Source organism: Amycolatopsis alba DSM 44262 (assembly GCF_000384215.1).
In the GTDB taxonomy this organism is placed as follows: domain Bacteria; phylum Actinomycetota; class Actinomycetes; order Mycobacteriales; family Pseudonocardiaceae; genus Amycolatopsis; species Amycolatopsis alba.
Genome location: NZ_KB913032.1, coordinates 1,757,211 through 1,778,633, shown reverse-complemented (window position 1 = coordinate 1,778,633; position 21,423 = coordinate 1,757,211). Strand labels below are relative to the sequence as shown.

The window sequence follows — 21,423 nt, the reverse complement described above, 5'->3', positions numbered from 1 at the left end:
CTCGCGGTCATGGAGGACAAAGGCCCGCCGTCGGGTGATTTCTGGGATCTGATCCTTTCCGAAGGGGACGAGCCCGCCAACGTCTACTACCCGCGCGACAGCGCCGTCCACGCGCATGAGAAGGCCGAGGCGTTCAAATCCGCCGCGAACCACGTGCGGCAGGCGGTGGCGCGCACGAACGACGTCGTGACCAAACTGCACAGCACCGCTTGGCGCGACCGCGGCGGCGCGAGTATGCGCGACCTGGTCCAGAACAACAACACCGAAATCAGCCAGATCGCGACCGGACTGGACTCCATCGGCGGCTCGTACGAGTCGTACGCGAACCTTCTCGTCGACGTCAAGAACAGCATTCACGACACCTACGACCTCAACCACGTGATCTACCTGGCGCTGGGGTGCAACCTCCCCGGCATCCGGGGCTTCTACCGACGGCAGCTGGCGGAAGGGGTGGCCGGGGACATCGCCGAGATGATCCACGGCACCGCGGAGAACATGCTGAACCCGGTCGAAGACGTACCGGAGCAGCACGGCGGGTTCTTCGACGGCCTCTGGGACTCGGCCGTTGTCCAGGTCAAGGCCCTGGCCGGGCTGGCGGGATTCGGCAAAGGCGGCTGGTCCTTCTACAACGGCATCCAGGCGTGGGGGAACCTCGGCATCCTGGTCGGCGGCGCGGCTTTGTACGGCCTCGACCCGAATCTCGGGAAGTTCGTCGACGACAAGATGTTCAGCGGTGTGCTCGGTGACACGCTCGTCGAGTTCGGCAAGAACTTCATCGCCTACGACCAATGGACGGCGAAAGACTGGCAGCACGCTCTGGGCTACAGCACCGGCAACGTCCTCGGCGTGCTCGGCAGCCGCGGTATCGGCGCCGGGATCATGCGCGGCGCGCGCGTGCTGGGCAAGGGGGCGAAGGCGGCAGACCTCACGGGATGGCCGAAAGGGATCCACAAGGTCGGGGACGTGGTCCGCCAAGCCAATCTCACCGGATTGGCCAAATACGGTCTCGGCAAGACCCCGCATGTCGTCGACGGTCCCCGGCCCGTCCGCCATGGGGACGGCCTCACGACCGATGTCCCGCGTGGCAAGGAAACCACTCCGCGACCGGATGATCCGGGGCAGGCAGGTGCCCGTCCGGGCGGCGATCCGGGCGGGACCCCGCCGCCCGGCCCCAAACAACCTCCGGGTCCGCCGGGAGGGCCTCCCGCCGAGCCGCACAGCCGAGGGCCCAGCGGCCCGGAGAACCACCCGTCCGCCGAAAGGCCTCCTTCCCCGCAGGAACGGGAAGGGCATCCTCGGTCCGAGGCGCCCGCCGGCGGGAAATCACCCGAGACGGACGCGCCGCCGAGGGACGTGCGAGACAGCCGGTCACCTTCGCCCGCCTCTCCAGGGCAGGGGGAGATCCAGCGTTCGCCGGGCGGTTCCGTTCCCGAACACGCTCCTGAACGGGTGACGCCCGCCGCGGACGCGGCCAAGAGCGAAGCCCTGTCGAACAGCTCTCGTGGCGCGGACGGCGCGTCACCGTCCGTGCACGGCAAGGCCGAGGGAACGCCCGCCCCGATGACACGGGAGGTGCCCGGCCAAGCCGACGTCGGGCCCGGCGCGCGGGGAGCGGAAACCCCGCCGCATCAAGTGATACAGCGCGGGGACACGCCACCACCCGGTCGTCCGTCCGCAGTGGACAGACCGGTCAAGGGGGAGCCGTGGGCCGAGGCGGCCAAACAGCGGCAGGCCCTGAAGGACATGCGTGACCAGCTCGACGCGATGGCCAGGGAGGTGCGAGCCGCCGAGAACGTCCGAGCGGGCGAGGCCGAAAAGCCTGCCGGGCGAACGGCCGAACCGGCACCCTCGCGTGAGATCAGCCCGGCCGAACGCGGCCGGTGGGAGCAGGCCTGGGCCCGGCTCGACGAGATCCGGCCCCGGCTCGACGAACTGCGGGACCGGCTGGGCGGCCTGCCGGGTGAGGCTTCGGCGTCGCTGAAACTGCTGGACGAGCTGCTGACGGGCGGACTCCCCGATGCCGCGAACAAGGCGGGCTGGAACGCTCTCGGGGATCGGATGCGGGAGGGGCCCGGTTCGACCGCGCCGCGCGGTCATCCGGAGCCTGCCCGGCAGCGGTTCGACACGATGTGGCGCGACCTGGACGGGATGAAGGCCGAGCTCGACGGGTTGCTGGAGAAGGCACCCGCTCAGGGGGCGCGCGCCAAGGAGGTGATCGGGCCGAGGGAAAGCGCCGCCGTGGAGCGGACCCCGGCCCCCGCTCCGTCGCACGGGCTCTCCGGGCAGGAGCTGGCCAAGGCCGAGCGGATGATGAAGGCGGATGTCGAAGCCGCTTTGAACCGTACCGGCGAGCCGGTGCCCCCGCGTGCCGTCAGCGCCGCGGAGCGCGCGCGGTGGGAGGAGGTGTCGGCCCGGTTCGACGAACTGCGTCCCCGGCTGGACGAACTGAGGGACCGTCAGGGAGGACTGCCGAACGAGGCTTCGGAAGCAGTCCGGCTGCTGGAGAAGATGATGTTCGGCGGCGAGGGGAAGGCCGCGGGCTGGCGTTCGCTGGACGAATGGGTCAGAGGAGAGACGCGGCCCACCGGGGCTCACGGTGCCGAGTCGGCGGCGAAACGGCTCGACGGGCTCTGGTCCAAACTGGACGGTGTCAAAGCCGAGCTGGACGGGCTCCTGGAGAAGGCTCCCGCGGCGGGAACGCACGCGGAGCGAGCGCCTGTGCCGAGGGAAGGTGCCGCACCGGAGCGGGCGGCGGGCGCCGGTCCGGCGCACCGGGCCGTCGACGCGCCGAACCGGCCTGCTCCAGAACCGGCGGCGAAACCCGGTGGTGGCGGGCCGCCGGTCCTGACCCGGCCCGCGGATCCGTTCGGCATCGTGGACGCCGTCAACCGGGCACAGGAGCTGGAGCGAAAGGCCGCCGAGCAGAGCATCAAGGACCAGATGGCCGCGGCGTCCGACAGTCCGCCTCGCACACCCGGTGCCGGAGAACGTGCCCGGTGGGAGTCCGCGCGGGCGACGCTGGACGAGATGAAGTCCCGCTTCGGTGAGGTGCGGGGTGAAGGGGCCCAGCTGCCGAAGGGGGCGTCGGACGCCCTGCGCCTGCTGGACGAGTGGTCGAACGGTGGCCTGTCGGACGCCGCACGGGAGGCCGGTAGCCGGTCACTCTCGGACTGGATCAGAAACGAGACGAAACCCGCCGAAGCAGGCTCGCTGCGGAAGCGCTTCGACGATCTGTGGCCCAACCTGGACGGGCTGAAGGCCGAACTCGACGGCCTGCGGGAGAAGGCGCCCGCGCCCGAGAGCGTGCCCCGGCTCCGTGCCGCCGGTGCCGAACCGGGTTTGCGGCGGGCCGTCGGCGATGGAGTCGTCCCGTCCAAGGCGCGAGAGCTCCAGGACGTCCCCAAACCGGAGCGATCCCTTTCCGGCCTGCCCTCGCACAAGGGCGAGCTGAACGTCAGCCCGAAGGACAAGCTCGATCTCCTCGACTCGCGACTCCGTGACTTCCGCGCGGGGCGTTTCGATCCGGCGGCGGAGCCGTTCCTCCGGGCGTCGATCGACCAGCTCGGCACCTGGCTGGGGCAGCGGGCCGCCGAGCAGCTCGATGTGGGTCCGCCGACCAGGGCCGTGTACGACGAGATCGTCGGGTCGCGGAACAGGCTGGTCGGGATGGCGGCCGAGTTCCGCGGCGAACCGGCCGCTCCGCATGTGGAACCCGCAGCCGCCAAGCCTGGGACGTTGTCCGCCCGGATCCGGGAGGCGCTGGGCGCGCTGGACGAACTGAAAGCGGGCACGCTGAAGTTCCTGCACGAAAACCGGGACAGGTTCGGCACGGACCTGCCCGCCCCCTGGTCACCCGAGGCGTTGTCGGCCCTCATCGACGAAGACCTCGCGCGACCGCCTGCCCCGAGGCCTGTCCCGAGCGAGACGGTCATCACCCGTCCCGGTGGCATGAACGAACCGGCGCACCACACCGGCCCTGACCGCGGGGCACGGCCGGTCCCCGGTTGGACCCGGCCCCCCGAGGTCGGCCGCCCCGCGGCACCGGACGTCGGCCACCCGGTCCGGCCAGTCCCCGGTGACCCCGAACTCCCCGTTCCCGGCGTACCCGCGCATCCGGGGCCGGGTTTCCCCGAGCCGCCGTCCACGAACCCGGTCCGGCCCGACCCCGTGACCGACCCGGCCGACCCGGCCGACCCGGCGATCCCCGGTGCCCCGGAGGAACCGGATCGTCCTCCGGTGCGGGCACCGGAGAAGCAGCCGGACGTCGTACCGGCCGAACCAGAGGTCCCGGTCCGGCCGCTCACCCCGTTCGGTCCCGATCGCCCCGGTCCGGAAGAACCGGTGCGGCCGATGGAGATTCCGCCGCTGCCCGCCTTCGTCGGTGACCGACCCGGCGGGCCACCGGCCCCGGTCCGGCCGCTGACGCCGGGCGGGCGGGAGCGCCCGGAACGGGAGATCCCCACCGAGATCCCGATCGAGCTCGATAATCCCGAGGTCCCGCCGGAACTGACCGCGCCGGACCCCGACGTGAGCCACCGTCCCCCGGCCCCGGCGCCCGACCCCCGGTGGCCGTTCCCGGCGCCGCCCCGCGCGTCCGCCGATCCGGAACCTCCTGCCGCCGTCGACGAAGCGGCCGAAACCCGGCTCGACAAGGCGGCGCTCGGGCTGGAGCCCGGTCAGGACCTGACCCCGGAGGAAAGCGCGGCGGTGGCGGCGCGGGATGTCCAGTCGCCCGAGCTGCCCGCGCTTCGCCGCGCCCTAGACGAGTTCCTGCGCCTGCTCGAAAAGGCGTTCCCCGAAGACCATCCGAAGATCGTCGCCGATCTCTCGGACGACAAGTACCCGATGGAGGAACGAGTCCTCCTCGCGGGCAAGTACCTCGACCTCTTGTCGCCGAAGAGGCCCGGTTCGCATCCGCCGGACGAACTGCCGAGCCAGGTCGAAGCGGCTGCTTCGGAAGCGCTCGCGCGGCTGGACCGAGAACTCGCGGACGGTTCGTTGACGAGCGAAGAAGTCCGGCTTCGCAAGGAGGCGTGGGCCGGATTCACCCGGCAGGCCGCCGGGATACGCGACGCGATCGCCGCCGCGGAGCGCACGCGGGACGTACGGCCGCTGCTGGACGAACTCCGCGCGTTCAGCGAATCCTTGCGCGCGTATGCCAGGGAGCACGCGGATTCCGCTTGGGCGGAGGTCATCGCGTTCGATCTCCTGGACCCGCACCGCATGCGGTTCCTGCAGCCGTCGGTGACGGCCGACGGCCGGTTCGACGTCGCGACCCAGGCGATCGTCCTGCACTGGCTCGAAAAGATCTTCGGCGGTCCGGGCGCGCAGTTCGCGCACCGCATGATGGACGCCGTGGTGCCGTGGGACGCCGAGTCCATCGCGAAGCATCCGAAGCACCTGGAGATCCTGAAAACGCTGGAGGAAGCGGGTGATCTGCAGCGTTACGGGGTGGCTTTCCCAGAGCTGGGTGTCGGCCTGATCCGGCCGCGGATGGGCATGGGCGAGTTCCTCACCACCTTCCTGCACGAGTTCACCGTGCACCTGCTGCAAGAGCCGAAACCCGTCCTGCCGCACGGAGACGTCGACGCCGCGTGGCTCGCCGCCCTGATCCACGCCTCACACGAGTTCCAGGGCCGCAGCGGGGAACTCCTGGCCGTCGAAGCGTTGCGGGCCGCCGCGGAGACCTCTGTCGTACCTCGGGAACTGCGTGGCGAAGTCGTTCCCCGTGGACTGCGAATTCCACTGAGCGACTGGAACGCCACGTGGATGAAACGCGTCGTCGACCTCGAGTTCGGCGGGCTCCCCGAAGCACGCCGGGCGGCTCTTTTCGAGCAGCTGCGGGCGATCGGATTCGATCACGCAAGCGACATCGAGCAGATCCGCCGGGCCGTCACCGACCCAGGGCATCCGCCGATCCTGACTCCGGCCGGCCAGCGGTTCAAGGCCGGTCCGGCGGCCTTCGCGGCCGAATATCCCCGGCCCGGCAACCCGCCCCGGCCGTACCTCGGCCAGGTGGATTTGCCCTGGCCGGATCCCATGATCGACGGGCACGGCTCCCCCTTCGGACGGCAGCCCCGGCATCCGCAACGGCAGGCACCGCATCCGCAGCGGCGCGATGTGCCCGCTCCCAAACCGCCGGTCCCGTCCGGGCTGCCCGCCGAACTCGGACCGCTGTGGGAGGCACTGGGCGCGGAGGAGCGAAGCACCCTCGCGGATCTCACGGCCGAGGTGGGTCCCAAGGCCGGACTGCCGATGTTGAAGACCTTCACCACCTTGCTGGCGCGGAAGAACGGATTCGACGAAGAGGCGGGTGCCGCCTTGGCCCAGTGGCTGGCGCGGGTCGCCCCGCCGACCGGGTTGCCCGCCGAATGGGCGCTGGTCTGGCACGCGCTCCCGGCCGCCGCGCAACAGGCCTTCGCGACGTTGATCGCCGCCGTCGGCGGGGCCGCCGCGGCAGCGGAGCTGGCAGACCGGGTCAGCGGCCTGACCACCCACCGGGGCGGGATCCTCGACCAGATCGTGGAGCTGCAAGGACATCCGGAACGGTTCGACACCCTCGGCAGGCAGCTGACCGAGTCCGTCGTCCCGCTGTCGGCAGGTGTGCCCACGGCGGTTTGGGCGGTGCTGAACGACACCGAGCGAAACGCGCTCGCCGGCATCGGCCGTGCGGACGGCTTGAACGCTCTCGGCACGCTGGCCGCGCTGACCGCGGTCGTCGCCCGGCTGGCGAAGCCTCCGGCGACCGCCGAACTGCCCGCGTTGCTGGCTTCCTTCCCGCCCGTGGCGCGCGGAGAACTCACCCGCCTGCTGGCGAACTTCCTCGGCGAGGGTGCCGGGGGAGCCCTGCCCACGCGACCGGCGGAGCCCGGCACGCCGGGTCCCGTGCCCATCAAGGCGGGAAAGCCGGTCACCGGGAAGACGGATCCCGCCGCTGTCGAGCGGGCGCTGTGGCAGGCACTCGCCGAAGCGGCGCGTGCCGCCGGGATGACGATCGAGGGCCAGTACCCCCGGTCTGCCATGGTCGTCGACTCGGAAGGACGCCGGTTCAGCGTCATCCTCGACGTCGCCGAGCTCGCCGACGTGGCGGGCCAGTGGTCGGTGCCGCGACGGTTCGCGGGGAAGGACATGCTGGGCACCGTCAGGGTCACCGCGTCGAGCCGGATGCCGCTCGACGCCGCGCTCCGCGTGGTCGTCCACGGCCTCGTCGCCGGGTACGAGAGCCTGAAAGGCGACCGCGCCGCCGATCCCGCCGCGCGGTTCCTGAGCGTGGAAGGGAATCTGGACGCGAAGCCGGATCCGACCCCCGCCGATCGCGGCTATCTGGCCCAGGTCGCCGTCCTCGGGCGCGCGCTCGACGGAGCCCGGTGGAATCTGCCGCGGCGTTTCCGCCTGCGCAAGCAAATCCGCGAGGTCCTGACCGAACTCGGCCTCGATCCCGCGCTGGCCGACAGCGGGTACCGGCAGGCCGCGCTGGAGAAGGAACCGGTCAGGTGGGTGGTCACGCGGAACCTGCCGCCCAAGGTGACGGGCGGCTATCCGGTGACGCGGACCCACGTCGTCACGGGTCTCATCACCGGTTTCCTGCCTTCCGGGACCGCGGCGGTGGTGTTCACCGCGGCCGGTTCGCCCGCCAGCGGTATCGCCTGGGGCGTCTACGGTCTGGTCAACGCCGTCTACGGCGGTTTCCTCGCCCGCGAGTGGGAGATCAAGAAGGACGAGCAGGTCGCCGAGGGGCGGAAGTACGACGCCAAGGCCCGCGAGATCGACGCCGCCGCGGCGCCGGCCGCACGAGCGCGCTCGCTGCTGGCGATCTTGGGCTGGGCTCCCGGCGAAGGGCCCGACGCTCCCGCGGCCGAGCCGGTGGACGAGTCGGCGATGGGGCCCAAACCCGACCTCGCCCAAAGCCTGCGCAAGCACGGAGCCCGGTTCAGCGTCCCGCCGCTGGCGTCGCTCGTGGCGGGGACCGCGGCCGCCGTGCCGTTCGAAATCTGGGCGGCCGACGGCATCGGGCTGCCGTCCTGGCTCAGCCTCGGCGTGTACGCGGTCGGCGCCGCGGTCTGGCTGCCGTTCGCCGAGCGCGCGCGGACGCGGCTCCAGAAGGGAGCGGAGCTCGAAGAGATCGACAAGCGGGCCAGGGGACTCGACAAGGCCGAAGCGGATGTCTACGCCGCCATGGGGCAGCGGCTCGGGGTGGAGCGGCCGCCCGGACCGGGTGAGGTCCTCGGCCCGCACGATCACCATCTGCCGGTCCCCGAGCTGAGCGTCGCGGCCAACCTGCCGGACTTCGTCCAGTACGTCAGCGAGATCCTGCGGCGGGGCCTGCGCCCGACCGCGGCGGGCACGATCGACAACACCGCGCTGCTTTCGCAGCACTTGACGCTGTTCCAGGGCCTGGCCGCCTACGGGGCGGGGAAGAGCCTGCTGATGCTGCCGATCGCGATCTGGCAGCTGAACCGGCTCGACCAGCTCGAACTCGGGTACACAGTGGACAGAAGGGCCTTCGACGAGCGGGACATCCGCAGGCTGATGCGGCCGGAGGTGTACGCGGAGCGGATGGCGCTGCTCGAACGCGTCGAGAAGATGGTCGGCCCCGCACGGCCCGGCCTGCTGCGACGGCTGCGCGAGGCCCTGCCCTTCTTCGGCAGGCCACGGCCGGAGCCGGTGCGCCCGGTCCTGCCGGGCGAACCCCCGGTGGAGACCCGTCCTGGCTTCACGCCGCGCGTCGAATTCGTGAAGGCCTACACGAGACTTTCGGTCGGCAGCGCGGGGGTGACGGTCGGGTTCGTGGAGTTGTTCGGTGTCAGCCCGTCACTCGCGCTGGCCGCGCTGGCGGTGGGGTTCACCGGGCCGCTGGTCGGCTGGCGCAAGGCGTGGCACCGAGGGCACGAACTGGAACTCGGCGACAAGGACATCGCCGAGACCAACCAGGGGAAGGCCGCCGATCGCGCGGCGGCGCAGACGGCCACCTCGGCTTTCGTGGACTCCCAGGTGATCCTCTCCGCCGCGGCGGTGGCGGCCGAGCTGGGGCGGGCGAGCCGGTCGGCCGTGCCGTCGAGCACGACGGCACCGACGTTCACCGCGATCAGGATCAAAGCGCACGAATATCCCTACGGCGACTGGGCGAGCGCTTATCAAGAAGCGCTCCGGGAGCTGCGGCGTTCTCTCGACGCGGAAGCAGCCAGGCTGGAGCCGGGCAAGCTCCGCCGGGACTGGGGCGACTACCGGACGCTCGGTGAGCGGCGGCTGGCGATCAAGGAGCTCGTCGCGCTCGCCGAGCGGGCGGCCGCCTACCTCGAGGCCGGGAAGGGCTCGCTGGTCTGGGAGGCGAACGCCGACCTGAGCAACGCCGTCGACAAGTACCTCTGGCTGAACTCGCCGGAGTGGCCGAAGGAACTCGACCCGGCCCCGAACGCGCCCCGCCATCCCGGCGAGGATCCCGAAGCGAAAGCGGCCGAGGAAGCCGCCGTCCGGCATCTCCGGTACCGCGGCGGATGGCAGGGCTCGTCCGATCGCTATGTCGACCCGCTGATCGGGAGCACGGAACTGCACTCCCTGCCCGCGATCCACGCGGGTGTCCCGAGCGCGGGCAGGTACGGCATCGCGCGGTACATCCGGGAACACCATCCCGAACTGCCCCGGACCAACCCCGGCTACCACGAGCCGGACGCGTACCGGGACGGCTACCGGACCAACTGCACCCGCGACGTCGTCTACTACGTGCGGCGGCAGCGCGGCGAGGACGTGACCGCTCCGCCGCTCCGGCCCGCGGATTCGGTGGTGCTGGGCAACCTCGCCTACATCTCGGACCGGCTCGGCGGGATCTGGGACGAGAGCCACGGCGCGAGTTACGACAGTGTCATCGCCGCGATGATGGACCGGCCCTCCGGCGCGATGGCCGTGCTGGCCATGGAGTACATCGCGGCGAACGGCGCCACCAGGCGGCACGTCGCGCTGGTGGCCAACGACGACGGCAGGATCGTGTTCCTCGACCCGCAGGACGGCTGGTTGCTGAGCCTGCCCGAACACCCCGTCGAACTCTCTCTGCTGCCCTTCACCGACGTGGATCTTCCGCCCGTCGGCGTGCCGAAGGGCGTCCAGCCGCCGAGAGGGGATCTCCACCTGCCGGAGCCGGAACTCCGGCCGCGGTCACGGGTCGTGGTCGTCTCGCCGGAGGGAGACGCCCGATACCGGTCGTTCCTGGAGCTGGGCCGGGAACAGGGGTACAACGGCAAGGACGACGAAGTACGGCTCGGACCGTCCGAAGTGGACGCCGTGCTCAAGCGGGAGGCGGCCGCCGAGGTCGCGGAACGCGGCGCCGAGGCGATCCTGCGCGAGAGCGTGCTGCTGCCCCCGCCGGGCTCGATCGAGCTGACCGACGCGCAGTGGGCGGCGGTCCGGGCCGTGCGTGAGAGCATCGACGGTTTCCCGGACAGCCTGCCGTCGGAACCTGTCTCCCCGCTCCGGCAGGAGGATCGGGAGCTGCTGAACGAGCTCGCCTGCTGGCTGGCCGAAGCCGCCGGTGGCACGGCTGGTCACGGTGACACCGCGTCCGTGGCGTTCGACAAGATCTCCTGGGTCTATCAGGCCCTGGACGTGCTGCGGGAGCGGCTCGCCTCCGATCCGATGGAGATCGTCGGCCTCGAAGACCGGTTCTTCCGGCCGTGCCACGACGGCTACCGCGACCTCCGGCTCATCTTGCGGACGCCGAACGGGCAGCTCGTCGAGCTCCAGCTGAGGCTGAAAGCGATAGAGGAGGTCGCGGACACCGCCCGCGAGCTCGACGATGCCGTCGCCGAGCTCGTCGGCCGGGCCGAGGAAGAGGGGCGCCCGCTCTCTCGTGACGAGGAAGCCCTGGAGGTGGCGATCCAGCGGCGACAGGCCGAGCTGTTCGACGAGGCGACGAAACGCGGCCTGCCGTCGCCCCCGCCGTCGGAGCCGGAATCCTTCGGTGACGCGGCCGAAGCGGCCATGGCCGCCGCCGAACCGGTCGGCTGCGTCGAGTTCGGTGACGGGCGGCAGAGCGCCAACACCACCTATCACCTGACCTACGAAGAGCATCCGCGCACGATCTACAAACCGGCTTCGGGGGAGACGCGTGCGCTCGGTTCGCATCTTCCCCAGGCGGGACAGGGCTATCGCGAGAACGCGATGTACCGGCTCGCCAAAGCGGTCGGCTCGGACGCCGTTCCCCCGACCGCGTACATCGACGGCCCGTCGGGGCCGGGGTCCAGCCAGGTGTGGCGGGACGACGCGGGTCCCGCCCTCGAAGTGTCGGCGTATCCGCGCGAGCAGCAACAGCTGATCGCCTTCCTGGACTACGTCGCGGCCAGCCTGGACAGGAGCGCGAACGACACCCTGACCGGTCCCGCCGGGGAAGCGATCGTGATCGACAACGGCCAGTCCTTCCCGGACTACGCCGATCCGCTCGGCGGGATCAGATCCGGTTTCGTGGCCGCCTGGTTCGATGAACCCTTCGACGCGGACGTGCTCGCGGCGATCCGGGCGATCGATCCGGCCTGGCTGACGCGGATGCTCGTCGCGACCGGGATCGGCGAAGAGGCGGCAGGCGGGGCCCGCGACCGGCTGGAGGAGATCCAGCGGCTGGGCCGGATCGCCGGGCAGACCTGGCCCGCCCGGATCTGGGACCACGAGTGGAAACTGGTGAGGGAGTTCAAGTGAGGGACACGGCGGGAGGATCGATCGTGCGGGCTTCCGAAGCGATCGCCAAGGTCGAACAGTGGCTGCGGGCGGGCAATCCGGTCGATCTGACCAGCGGGGAGCACGCGGTCCGGGTCGATCACGAGAACCTGCTGCGGATCCCGGAGGGCTGGCTGGTGCCCTACGACGCTGTCCGCGCGCTGGACGGCGGAGAACGGCTCGCGGCCCTCGTCCCCAAACCCGCGTTGATCGTGCGCGGGGACGGCAGTCTCCGGCATCCGGATCCCGGCCCCGACGGGACCGGGCCGAGTGTCGCGGTGGCCGTCGCCGGTCAGGACGACTGGCAGGAGATCGTGGAACCCGAGTTCGCGCGCGGCGGCGTCGCCCACCTCGGCGTCCCGCCCGATGCCGTCATGGCGTGGCGGAACGGCGGAAGCGGCGAGATCAGGGTCAACCCCGCTTACCGCCTCGGCCCCGAACGGCTCGGCCACCCGGCCATGGACACCGCCCTGGAACAGCTGCTCGGCTGCCTGACGACGGGACGGTTCGACCGGCCGCGCTATCTCGCCGGGCTGCTGCGCGCGGAGGTCTACTACCCGGTCGACCACCGGACCGAGCAGCCGGTTTCCGGGCTGTGGCAGGAGAACCCGCGCACGATGACGGTGTTCAGCTCTCGCCGGAGGCTGCCGCCGGGCACCTCGAAATGGGTGCGGGCGGACGTGCTGTCTTTCGCCGCGGAGTTTCCGGGGGCCGGGTTGTCGATCAATCCGGGGACGTTTCCGTCGGACGTGGTCGGCGACGGTGAGCTGGCGCGTGCCCGTGAGCGGTGGCCGGACTTCCGGGCGGAGATCCGGGTCGTGGAGCTCTCGCCCGAGTACTCCGAGGAAGTGGCGATCGCGGCGGAGGGGATCCGGGTGGAAGCGGGGCTCGCCGAGCCCGTCTCCGGACTCCCGGAAGCGGCGGCCAAGGCCAGGGCCGCCGGATTCGAACTGTCCGTCGAGGACTGCGAGCGGTTCGTCCGCGGCCGGGCTTGGGAGCTGCGCAACAGCGTGGCGTCCGTCGGTGTCCCTTCGCCGGACGACGACGTCTCCGCGCAGCGATGGCCGTCCGACCTGCGGGCCAACGGCCTGGCCAGGGGATACGACGCGGCGGGGCGGGTCCGGCCGCAGGCGGCGTCCTCCGGCAAGTTCTTCCGCCAGGACGCCGACGGTCACGGTTTCGCCTGGCACCGCGTCGTGGGCGCGTTCGCCGGATTCGCCATCGGCGAGTCACTGGGCTCGGCGGTCGACACGATGAGCCTGCCCGAGATCAGGGCACGGTTCGGCGAAGACGGCGTCCTCGAACCCGCCGGGACGATCGGCCCGCTGACCCGGCAGCTGCTGTTCCACACCGAGGGTCTGATGCGGGGCCTGCCCGCCGGGTTCAGCGGCGCCGCGCCGGGCGGCCTGATGGCGATGGGCGCGCTGTCCGTGCAGCGCTGGCAGGACGCCCAGCGCGGGGAGTACGACGGCTGGCTCTCCCAGGTCCCGGAACTTCGGGTGCCGGGGGAAGCCGGGCCGTCGGGCGGATCCGACGTCGCCTTCCTGGTGCCCGGAATGGTCGCGGCGCTCTGCGGCGGTGGCCCCGGTGCCGATGCGGACGCGGCGGCACGGGTGGCGAGCCTGCTGGCGGCGGGCGGGGGCGCCGACGGGCCCACCGCCGAAGCGGCCGCGGCGGTGGCCGCGCTGTTCGGCCGGTTGTTCCGGCACGGGGACCCGCTGCCGCCGCACACCCTGCTCCGGGAGATCCTGCGGCGCGGGCCGGCCCGCGGTCCGGTGACCGACACGCTGGCCAACGCGGTGCGCGCGCGAGGGGAGCTGGTGCGCGCCGATCCCGACGAACTCGACGCCGTCGGCACGGGACACACCGCCGTCGACGCCTTGGGCCGGACCATGATCGCGGTGTCGCGACGGTTCTTCGACCCCCGGTGGGCGATGCAGGCCGCCGTCGACCATTCCGGCCGCAGCGCGATCACGGGCGCGATCGCCGGCGCGGTGGTCGGCGCGCGGGCCGGGATCCCCGGCCTGCCGCCGGAGTGGCTCGGCAGGCTGGAAGCGGCCGACCTGGTGGAAACCGTCGCAGGGGACGCTTTCTGGCACTTCTCGGCGCAGCCGCCGTCGGAGGACCGACGCTATGCCGCTGAATGGGCGCGGCGCTACCCGCGCACCTGAGCCCCAGCCCGTTGCTTCGGGTAGTCCGTGAAGGCCTCCTTGAGGGACCAGTATTTGCTTACCCGTTGGTGCGGTTGGCGGTCGGGTGTGGAGGATTTGGGACGTTCAGCGTCCTGAATCCTCCACGCTCGGTCTCGTTGATGAGGGGATTTGGGATAGTGAACGTCTCAATCCTTCACAGGCGGGCGCTGTTTCGTCTTGGTGCTGGGCGGGGCTTGTGCTGGGCGGCGGTGTGGTCGACGGGGGAAGATTCAGGCCGTTGAACGTCCGGAATCTTCCCCCGTCGGGTAGGTGAACAAATACCGGGCCTCCTTGAGGTCCATCCATGCCCCCGCCGCCACCCTCAACGGAGACGCTGCGCGCCACTGCATGGATTCAAGTCCCTCAAGGAGGCCTTCACGGACTTGTGTCCTGGCCCGCGGCGCCGACGAAGTGCCGCAGGACGTCGTCGAGTTCCTCGAACGGGGATCGACGGCCGGAGTCGAGCCGGAACCAGGCGGCCTCACGGCCTTCGGAGCCGAGCATCCTCACTTCGGCGTCCGGAAGTGACTTCTTCTTGCCGAGGATCTCGTGGCCGATGAGGACGCCGTAGGGCACGGCGGGCAAGGTCGGCGTACTGGTCCGCAGGCCGTCCCGCCTGCCGGGGTGCGCGGCGACCACCATCGACCGGACGAGCCCGGCGAGTGCCCCGGCCAGCGCCTCGATGACCTCTTGCCGCACCGTTCCGGCAGGCGGGCCGCTGAGCTCGATCTCTTCGAGCACGCCGCCATCCACTGTGGACACTCCAAGCCGTCCGGTGACACCGGGGCCGACGAAGACCAGACCGCTCGATTCGGGCGCGCGATCCCGGCAGAACGCGGCGAGGTCGTCCGCCGACCAGGGTTCCGTCGCCGGCTCGGCGACACCCCAGCCCGCCGGTCCGGCGCCGGTGAGCACCGTCGCGACGGCCTCGACGATCTTGCCAAGCCGAAGCGGTTCCCCGTCCGGGTGCAAAGCGGCGATCCGCACCTCCAGCTCACCCGAATCCGGTGCGGGGCCGAGGGGAGAAGCAGGTACGCCGGGATCACGCGCGTAGCGGCCGCCGTCCCAGGTCAGCGGGATCCCGCTGAGTCCGTCGCGATGCCGCCCACGGTCGTCGCGCACCACCCACTCGCCGCGGATCTCCCCGAGCAGCTTTTCCAGCGGGTACGTGATTTCGCTGTGCCCGGCGGTGACCACCTGCAGGGTCCGCCCGGACTCGACGGCCGTCCACGCGGCTTCGATCAGCCTGGGGGAAGCGGGGACCACGGTGCGGAACTGCTCGAAGACCACCGCTTCCTTCACCGGTTCGACCACGACAGGCCCCCGGTCCCGGCGACCAGCGCCGTGGTGAACGCCCTGGCGGCCGTCTCCGCTTCGGGATCGTCGCCGGGCGCCCAGACCTCCACCCACCACACCGGATGCGGCACCTCGACGTCTTCGCCGATGCCGAGCAGCCGCCGAGCTTCGCCTTCGACCCGGACCAGATGGACGTCCTCGACGGTGGTCAAGAGCCTGCCGTCGGGATGCAGAAGCCGGATGAGCGGCGGCTCGTCGCGGATGTCCGCCCGCAGCTCCCCGCCCGCCGCCGCCAGTGCCGGGACGACGGTGGCGGGGCCGGGTTCCTCGCGGCACAGGCCGATGATGTCGAAGGTCATCCGTCGCTCCTTCACTCAGGAAGTACTGACCGGGAACCGCAGTTCGAAGATCGCGCCGCCCTCGTCGGCGTTGTAGACCGCGAGAGTGCCGCCGTGCGACTGCGCGACCCACCGCACGATGGACAGCCCGAGCCCGGAAGACCCGCCGGTGCTGGCGAACCGGTCGAAAGCCTCGTCCGCCATCGTGGTGTCGATACCGGGGCCGTGGTCCGCGACGGTCACGGTGCCACCGGCGACGGTCAGGTGCACGAACGCCTTCGCGCCCGGATGGCGGCCGTAGCGCACGGCGTTGTCCAGGAGGTTGCCGATCGCGCGTTGCAGGAGCGCGGGATCCGCGTTGACCTTCGTGGGCGCTGCCGTGACGGTGACTTCCGCGCCTTCGGTCGCGGTGTCCTCGACCACGCCCACCACCAGCTGGTCGAGCCAGATCGGCTGGATGTTCAGCTGTTCCACGCCCGCGGCGAGCCGGGCGCGGACGAGAAGGTCGTCGATGATCCCGCCCATTCTCGCGGCCAGCCGCACCGTGCGCGGCAGCAGTTCCGCGGACTGGGCGGGGTTGGCCATCGCGGTTTCCGCGAGCGCGCGCAGGGCGGCGACCGGGGTCCGGAGGTCGTGCGCGGTTTCGGCGAGCAGGACCTCCTGCTGCTGCAGGGCCGCGGCCGCGGGCCGGATGGAGCGGCCGGACAGCAGGTGGCCCGCGAAACCCAGGACGGCGACCAGCAGCACGGTGCCGCCGATCACCAGCAAGGTGAACCGGGTGTGCGCGGTGTCCTCGGCCTCGGTCGACTGCACCGCGACCACGGCGGCGAACGCCTTGCCTTCGCCGTCGCGCAACGGTTCGGCGCGGACCTTGACCACCGCGCCGTCGGTCGCCTTTTGATGACCCTGCACCAGTTTGCCGCCCCGGACCGCCTCGGTGGCGAGGCCGTTCAAGAGCTGATCGCTCATCGGGACGCAGGTCACCCGCGAAAGGTGCGCCTGGAACGCCGGCGCGCCGCCGGGCAGGATCGCGAACTGCGGGCAGCGGTCGTTCAGGACGTCGGTGTTGACCAGCCCGAAGTCGACGGTGCCGTCGAAGGCGACCAGCCTGCTGACCGACGACGTGACCTGGGTGAGGTCGGCGTCGATCCGTTCCTCGCCCTGTTCGCCGTCCTCGGTGATGAGCAGCCACGCGAAGAGGACCAGCCCGACGGTGTTCATCACGGTGAACAACGCGGTCAGCGTCCAGCGCAGCCTGCGCAGCCGGTCGGCCGAGGAGTGGGTGGTCATCGGGTGCCCAGCCGGTAGCCGAGCCCGCGGACGGCGTGGATCAGTTCGGGTTCCTTCAGTTTGCGGCGCAACCGCTTCACCACCACGTCGACCACATTGGACATCGGATCGGCCTGCGCGTCCCAGCAGTGCTCGATCAGATCCGCCCGCTGCACCGGCAGCCCGGCCCTGGTCAGGAGGTATTCGAGCACCGCGTACTCCTTGTTGGTCAACGTGAGCAGCACGCCCGCCCGGCGCACCTCGCGCCGCGCGCAGTCCATCACCAGGTCTTCGTGATGCAGCACCGAGGGCCGGTCGAATGCGGACCGGCGGCAGAGGTTGGCCACCCGCTCGGTCAGCTCGGCCATCACGAACGGTTTCACGAGGTAGTCGTCGCCGCCGTGCTCGAAACCGGCCACCCGGTCGGCGAGCGCGTCGCGGGCGGTGAGGAACAGCACCGGTGCCCGCCAGCCCAGCTGCCGTCGCATGTGGACGTATTCGATGGCGTCGCCGTCCGGCAGCATCCGGTCCAGCACCACGCAGTCGTGGTGCGTTCCGCGCAGCAGCCGGTCCGCGGTCGCGATGTCTCCCGCGCCGTCGACGGCGAAACCCGCCGATCGCAGCTGCGTGACCAGCGCGAGCCGCAGATTCTCGTCGTCTTCGACGACCATCACCCGTGTCATCAAAACCTCATGTTCGGACAGCGAAAGTAGACGCGTGCAGTTCCGCGGTGCCCCTGAACGCTAACGCGTCGGGTGGCCCATCCCGCCCGGACGGCGGGGAACTGGCATGAACAGGACGTCGTCGGCGGCACCGCGCCGGGGGAAGAGGGAGGTACCTGCGATGACCGTGCAGACCGGCCAGCTCAGCCTGGTCACGGGAACGGGCCCTGGAAGCGACCGGGCGGGGCTCGGCGAGCTGCTCGCGGAAGCGACCGGCGAAGTGCTCGTCATGAGCACGGGGACGGACACCGCTTTCCAGCGGATCGCGCTCGCGAACGTGCGCCCCGGTGTCCGCCACAAGGTGCTCTTCCCCGACTCCGCGCGGATGTCGGGGGCGCTCAACCGGCTTTCGCGGGCAGGCGCCGAGGTGCGGACCGACGCCGAGGTCCCGATGGACGCGCTGGTGATCGACCGGACCTCGGTCGTCCTGCCCGCGGACGGCAGGCAGGCCGGTTCCGCGGTGTTCCGGCTGCCCGGCGTGGTCACCGCGACGGTCGGGCTGTTCGAGCGGATCTGGCAGGCCGCCGCCCCGCTCGTCCCGCTGGACCTCCCGGATCCCGAGGACGCCTCGATCCTGACCTGCCGCGAGCAGGAGCTGCTGACGCTGCTCTTCTCCGGCACCACCGACGAATCCGCCGCCGCGCGGCTCGGCGTCTCGGTGCGCACGGTGCGCCGGATGGTCGCCGACATCATGAACCGGCTCGGCGCCCGCAGCCGGTTCCAGGCCGGCGCCAAAGCCGTCGACCGCGGCTGGCTGATGGCGAAGGCGGGCTGATGACCATCTCGACTCCCGGCCGGGCCCTGCTGGTGGCGCGGCGGCCCGGCGCGTACCCGACCATCGGCGACGCACTGGCGGAGGCGTCCGACGGCGCCGTCATCACCGTCGAGGGCGGCGAATACGCGGAGACCGTCGAGCTGACCGGCCTGCGGGTGACACTGGCCGCGACGGACGGCGCCTCCGTCGTCGTCGACGGCCGGGGCGCCGACAGGCCCGTTTTCCGTAGCACCGGCGGAGCGCTCGTCCTCGAAGGGATCGAAGTACTGGCAGGCGGCGCGTCCGCGATCCAGTCCGACGACACGGAGCTGACCGTCCGGCGCTGCACCGTCTCCGGCGGGCGCGGACCGGCGATCGCGATCCGCGGCACGACGGCGTTCACCGTGACGGGCTGCGTGATCTCGGCGGCGGAGCAGGGGATCCTCGTCGACGGCTCGCCCGGCAGGATCGAGGACACCACCGTCGAAGACGTGACGGGGGACGGGATCACCCTCGGCCAGGGCGCCGATCCGGTCGTGGCAGGCTGCACGGTGACCGGCTGCGGGCTGCGCGGCGTTTACGTCTACCAGTACGCCCGGCCGGTCATCGAGGGCTGCGTGATCTCGCACACCGGTCACGAGGGGATCGCCGTTGCGCACCACGGGGCGCCGGTGATCAGGCGCTGCACGGTCACCGGCACGCGCGGTCCGGGGATCGCGTTCGCGGCAGGCTGCGGCGGCGAGATCTCCGCGTGCCGGGTCGCCGACACCGCGGAACCGGGGATCGCGATCGCCGAAGGCGCGACGCCGACCGTCAGCGAAACCGCGGATCCCGGCACGGCGGGGAACAGCGCCTTGGACGAGATGCTCGCCGAACTCGACGGGATGATCGGCCTTCCCGAGGTCAAGGAAGAGGTCCGCGCGCTGGTCGACGAGTTGCAGGTCAACGAATGGCGCCGCCGGGCCGGGCTGCCGGTCGGTGCCGCCGGGCACCATCTGATCTTCGCGGGCGCGCCCGGCACCGGGAAGACGACGGTCGCGCGGATCTACGGCAAACTGCTGAAGGCGCTGGGAGTCCTGCCGATCGGCCAGTTCCGCGAGGTGTCCCGCCGGGATCTCGTCGGGCAGTACATCGGGCACACCGCGGAGAAGACCGCGACCGTGTTCGAGGAGGCCAGAGGCGGCGTCCTGTTCATCGACGAGGCGTACACGCTTTCGCGGCTCGCCGGTTCCGGCGGCGACTTCGGCCAGGAGGCGATCGACACCCTGGTCCCGTTGATGGAGGAACATCGCGACGAGGTCGCGGTGATCGTGGCCGGGTACACCGACGAGATGGTCGACTTCCTCGCCGCCAACCCCGGTCTCGCGTCCCGCTTCGGCAAGACGGTCGAATTCGGGAACTACAGCCCCGGCGAACTGCTCGCCATCTTCGGGCGCATGGCGGCCGCGGGGGACTACGAACTCGAATCCGGCGCCGCCCCGGTGCTGACCGAGCATTTCCGGGCCGTTTCAGGGGACGTCAACTTCGGCAACGCGCGGGACGCGCGCCTGCTGTTCGAGAAGGCGCGCACGGCCCAGTCGCAACGCCTGCGGCTGCTGGGCCGGATGCCCGTGGTCGAAGAACTGCGCGGGTTGCACGTCGCGGACGTGGAGGCCGCCATCTCGCGATAACGTGCCCGTGTGCGGGTGCTGGTGACCGAAGACGACGAAAACTTGCGGGTGGCGCTGGAATTCGCCCTGCGCGGCGACGGTTTCGCGGTGGACACCGCCGCCGACCTGCCCGGCGCCGACGAGGCGCTGTCGGTGAACGCCTACGACTGCGCGGTGTTCGACCGGATGCTGCCTTCGGGCGACGCGTTGCGGTACGTGCAGAACCGGCGCAGCGCGGGATGGCCGTTGCCGGTGCTGTTCCTGACCGCGCGCGACAGCGTCGCCGACCGGATCGACGGATTGCGAGTCGGCGGCGGAGACTACCTGGTCAAGCCGTTCGCGATGCCGGAACTGATCGCCAGGGTGCGCAGCCTGTGCCGCCGCGACATGGCGGGGCAGGCGACGATCCTGCGCTGCGCCGACGTCGAACTCGACACCGGCAGGCACCAGATCGCGCGGGCGGGCGTGCTGCTCACCGTGACCCGCAAGGAGTATCTCGTCATGGAACGGCTGATGGCCGCGTCCGGACGGCCGGTCTCGCGCCGGGAACTCATCCGCTACGCGTGGGACGAGATGGCGGATCCGGCGTCGAACGTACTGGACGTCGTGATCGCGCGGCTGCGGCGGAAGCTGAAGGAACCGCCGCTGATCCACACCGTACGAGGATCGGGCTACCGCATGGCACCCGTTCAGCCTCTGGTGGCAAGTCCGTGAAGGCCTCCTTGAGGGACTCTGAGTCCCTCAAGGAGGCCTTCACGGACTCGGCGATCGCCACTCCCGCCCCCTGAGTCCCTTGAGTCCCAGCCTTGCCACTCACGACGCCCGGTCGTGGTTGTCAGGTACGCGATCCCGCCCAGCGTGTTGTGAAAGCCACTTTCGCAACCTTCAACGTTGCGAAAGTGGCTTTCACAACGTGTCCGAAGACGCCACCTTTGACTTGCCCCTGGAACGCACTCACGACCGAGCCGGGCAGCTGGACCCGCCCCGGATATGCCATGCTCGACAGCGCACGAAGTGGCGAAACCGAGAGGTGACGAGGGTGTCCATCTGGGCAGGCGTGATCAATTTCGTCCGGGCGCGGTACGAGGTGCTCGAAGAGCGGGACGGCTGGCTCCGGTTCCGGGTCGACACCGGAGAGGGCCGCGGGCAGCAGGTGTCCTTGCACCACTTGCCCGACCACGACGGCGCGGAATGGGTGGAGATCTCCTCACCGGTCGGCTGGGCGGACAAGATCGATCTGCGGCGCCTGCTCGAGCTGGCGGGCGGTGACTCGGTCGGCGGCGCGGCGGTGGTGGACGGTGTCGCGCTGCTCAAGCACACGATCCCGCTGGTCGATCTGAACCTGCGGAACGAATTCGAACATCCGCTGAAGTCCCTCGTCATCCGTGCCGACACGCTCGAACACGAGCTGACCAAGGCCGACGAGTTCTGATAGGACGGTCCCGAAGTACATGAAGGCCCCCTTCCTTGCGCCTGACGCAAGGAAGGGGGCCTTCATGTACT

General features: G+C 71.0%; 10 protein-coding genes. 6 read left to right on the top strand and 4 right to left on the bottom strand.

Features of this window, described 5'->3' with window-relative positions:
* Nucleotides 1-9: 9 nt before the first annotated feature.
* Both AMYAL_RS45745 and AMYAL_RS0108145 read left to right on the top strand, forming a co-directional pair.
* Nucleotides 10-11,682 (top strand): WXG100-like domain-containing protein, encoded by an 11,673-nt coding sequence (locus AMYAL_RS45745; protein ID WP_039793873.1) that lies wholly within the window; start codon nt 10-12, stop codon nt 11,680-11,682.
* Nucleotides 11,683-11,705: 23 nt separating this feature from the next.
* The gene (locus tag AMYAL_RS0108145) at nt 11,706-13,871 is read left to right on the top strand and encodes an ADP-ribosylglycohydrolase family protein (protein WP_020630816.1); all 2,166 of its coding nucleotides are present in this window, start codon (nt 11,706-11,708) and stop codon (nt 13,869-13,871) included.
* Between the two features lie 396 nt (nt 13,872-14,267).
* Here AMYAL_RS0108145 and AMYAL_RS0108140 read toward each other — a convergent pair whose 3' ends face one another.
* Genes AMYAL_RS0108140 through AMYAL_RS0108125 form a run of 4 tightly spaced genes read right to left on the bottom strand, consistent with a single transcriptional unit; the run spans nt 14,268 to nt 17,478 of the window.
* A complete protein-coding gene (locus tag AMYAL_RS0108140; protein WP_026466852.1) occupies nt 14,268-15,206 on the bottom strand; it encodes a DUF6177 family protein in 939 nt (312 codons plus the stop codon).
* On the bottom strand, nt 15,191-15,547 hold the full coding sequence (locus AMYAL_RS0108135; RefSeq protein ID WP_026466851.1) for a hypothetical protein: 357 nt from the start codon (nt 15,545-15,547) through the stop codon (nt 15,191-15,193). The genes AMYAL_RS0108140 and AMYAL_RS0108135 overlap by 16 nt, the downstream gene beginning before the upstream one ends.
* A gap of 15 nt (nt 15,548-15,562) precedes the next feature.
* Nucleotides 15,563-16,816 carry a sensor histidine kinase gene (locus tag AMYAL_RS0108130; protein ID WP_020630815.1) on the bottom strand — a complete coding sequence of 418 codons (1,254 nt, stop codon included), beginning with the start codon at nt 16,814-16,816 and terminating at the stop codon, nt 15,563-15,565.
* Complete coding sequence (locus AMYAL_RS0108125) at nt 16,813-17,478, bottom strand: response regulator transcription factor (protein ID WP_026466850.1); 666 nt, start codon at nt 17,476-17,478, stop codon at nt 16,813-16,815. The genes AMYAL_RS0108130 and AMYAL_RS0108125 overlap by 4 nt, the downstream gene beginning before the upstream one ends.
* A gap of 160 nt (nt 17,479-17,638) precedes the next feature.
* Here AMYAL_RS0108125 and AMYAL_RS0108120 point away from each other — a divergent pair, with 160 nt between their 5' ends.
* The 4 genes from AMYAL_RS0108120 to AMYAL_RS0108105 all read left to right on the top strand — a co-directional run bounded on the left by AMYAL_RS0108120 (nt 17,639) and on the right by AMYAL_RS0108105 (nt 21,352).
* Complete coding sequence (locus AMYAL_RS0108120) at nt 17,639-18,292, top strand: helix-turn-helix transcriptional regulator (protein WP_020630813.1); 654 nt, start codon at nt 17,639-17,641, stop codon at nt 18,290-18,292.
* Nucleotides 18,292-19,941 carry a right-handed parallel beta-helix repeat-containing protein gene (locus AMYAL_RS0108115; protein WP_020630812.1) on the top strand — a complete coding sequence of 550 codons (1,650 nt, stop codon included), beginning with the start codon at nt 18,292-18,294 and terminating at the stop codon, nt 19,939-19,941. The genes AMYAL_RS0108120 and AMYAL_RS0108115 overlap by 1 nt, the downstream gene beginning before the upstream one ends.
* A gap of 9 nt (nt 19,942-19,950) precedes the next feature.
* A complete protein-coding gene (locus AMYAL_RS0108110; protein ID WP_020630811.1) occupies nt 19,951-20,634 on the top strand; it encodes a winged helix-turn-helix domain-containing protein in 684 nt (227 codons plus the stop codon).
* A 325-nt stretch (nt 20,635-20,959) separates the two neighbouring features.
* Nucleotides 20,960-21,352, top strand: coding sequence for a hypothetical protein (locus AMYAL_RS0108105; protein WP_020630810.1), 393 nt, complete (start codon nt 20,960-20,962; stop codon nt 21,350-21,352).
* Nucleotides 21,353-21,423 lie beyond the last annotated feature (71 nt).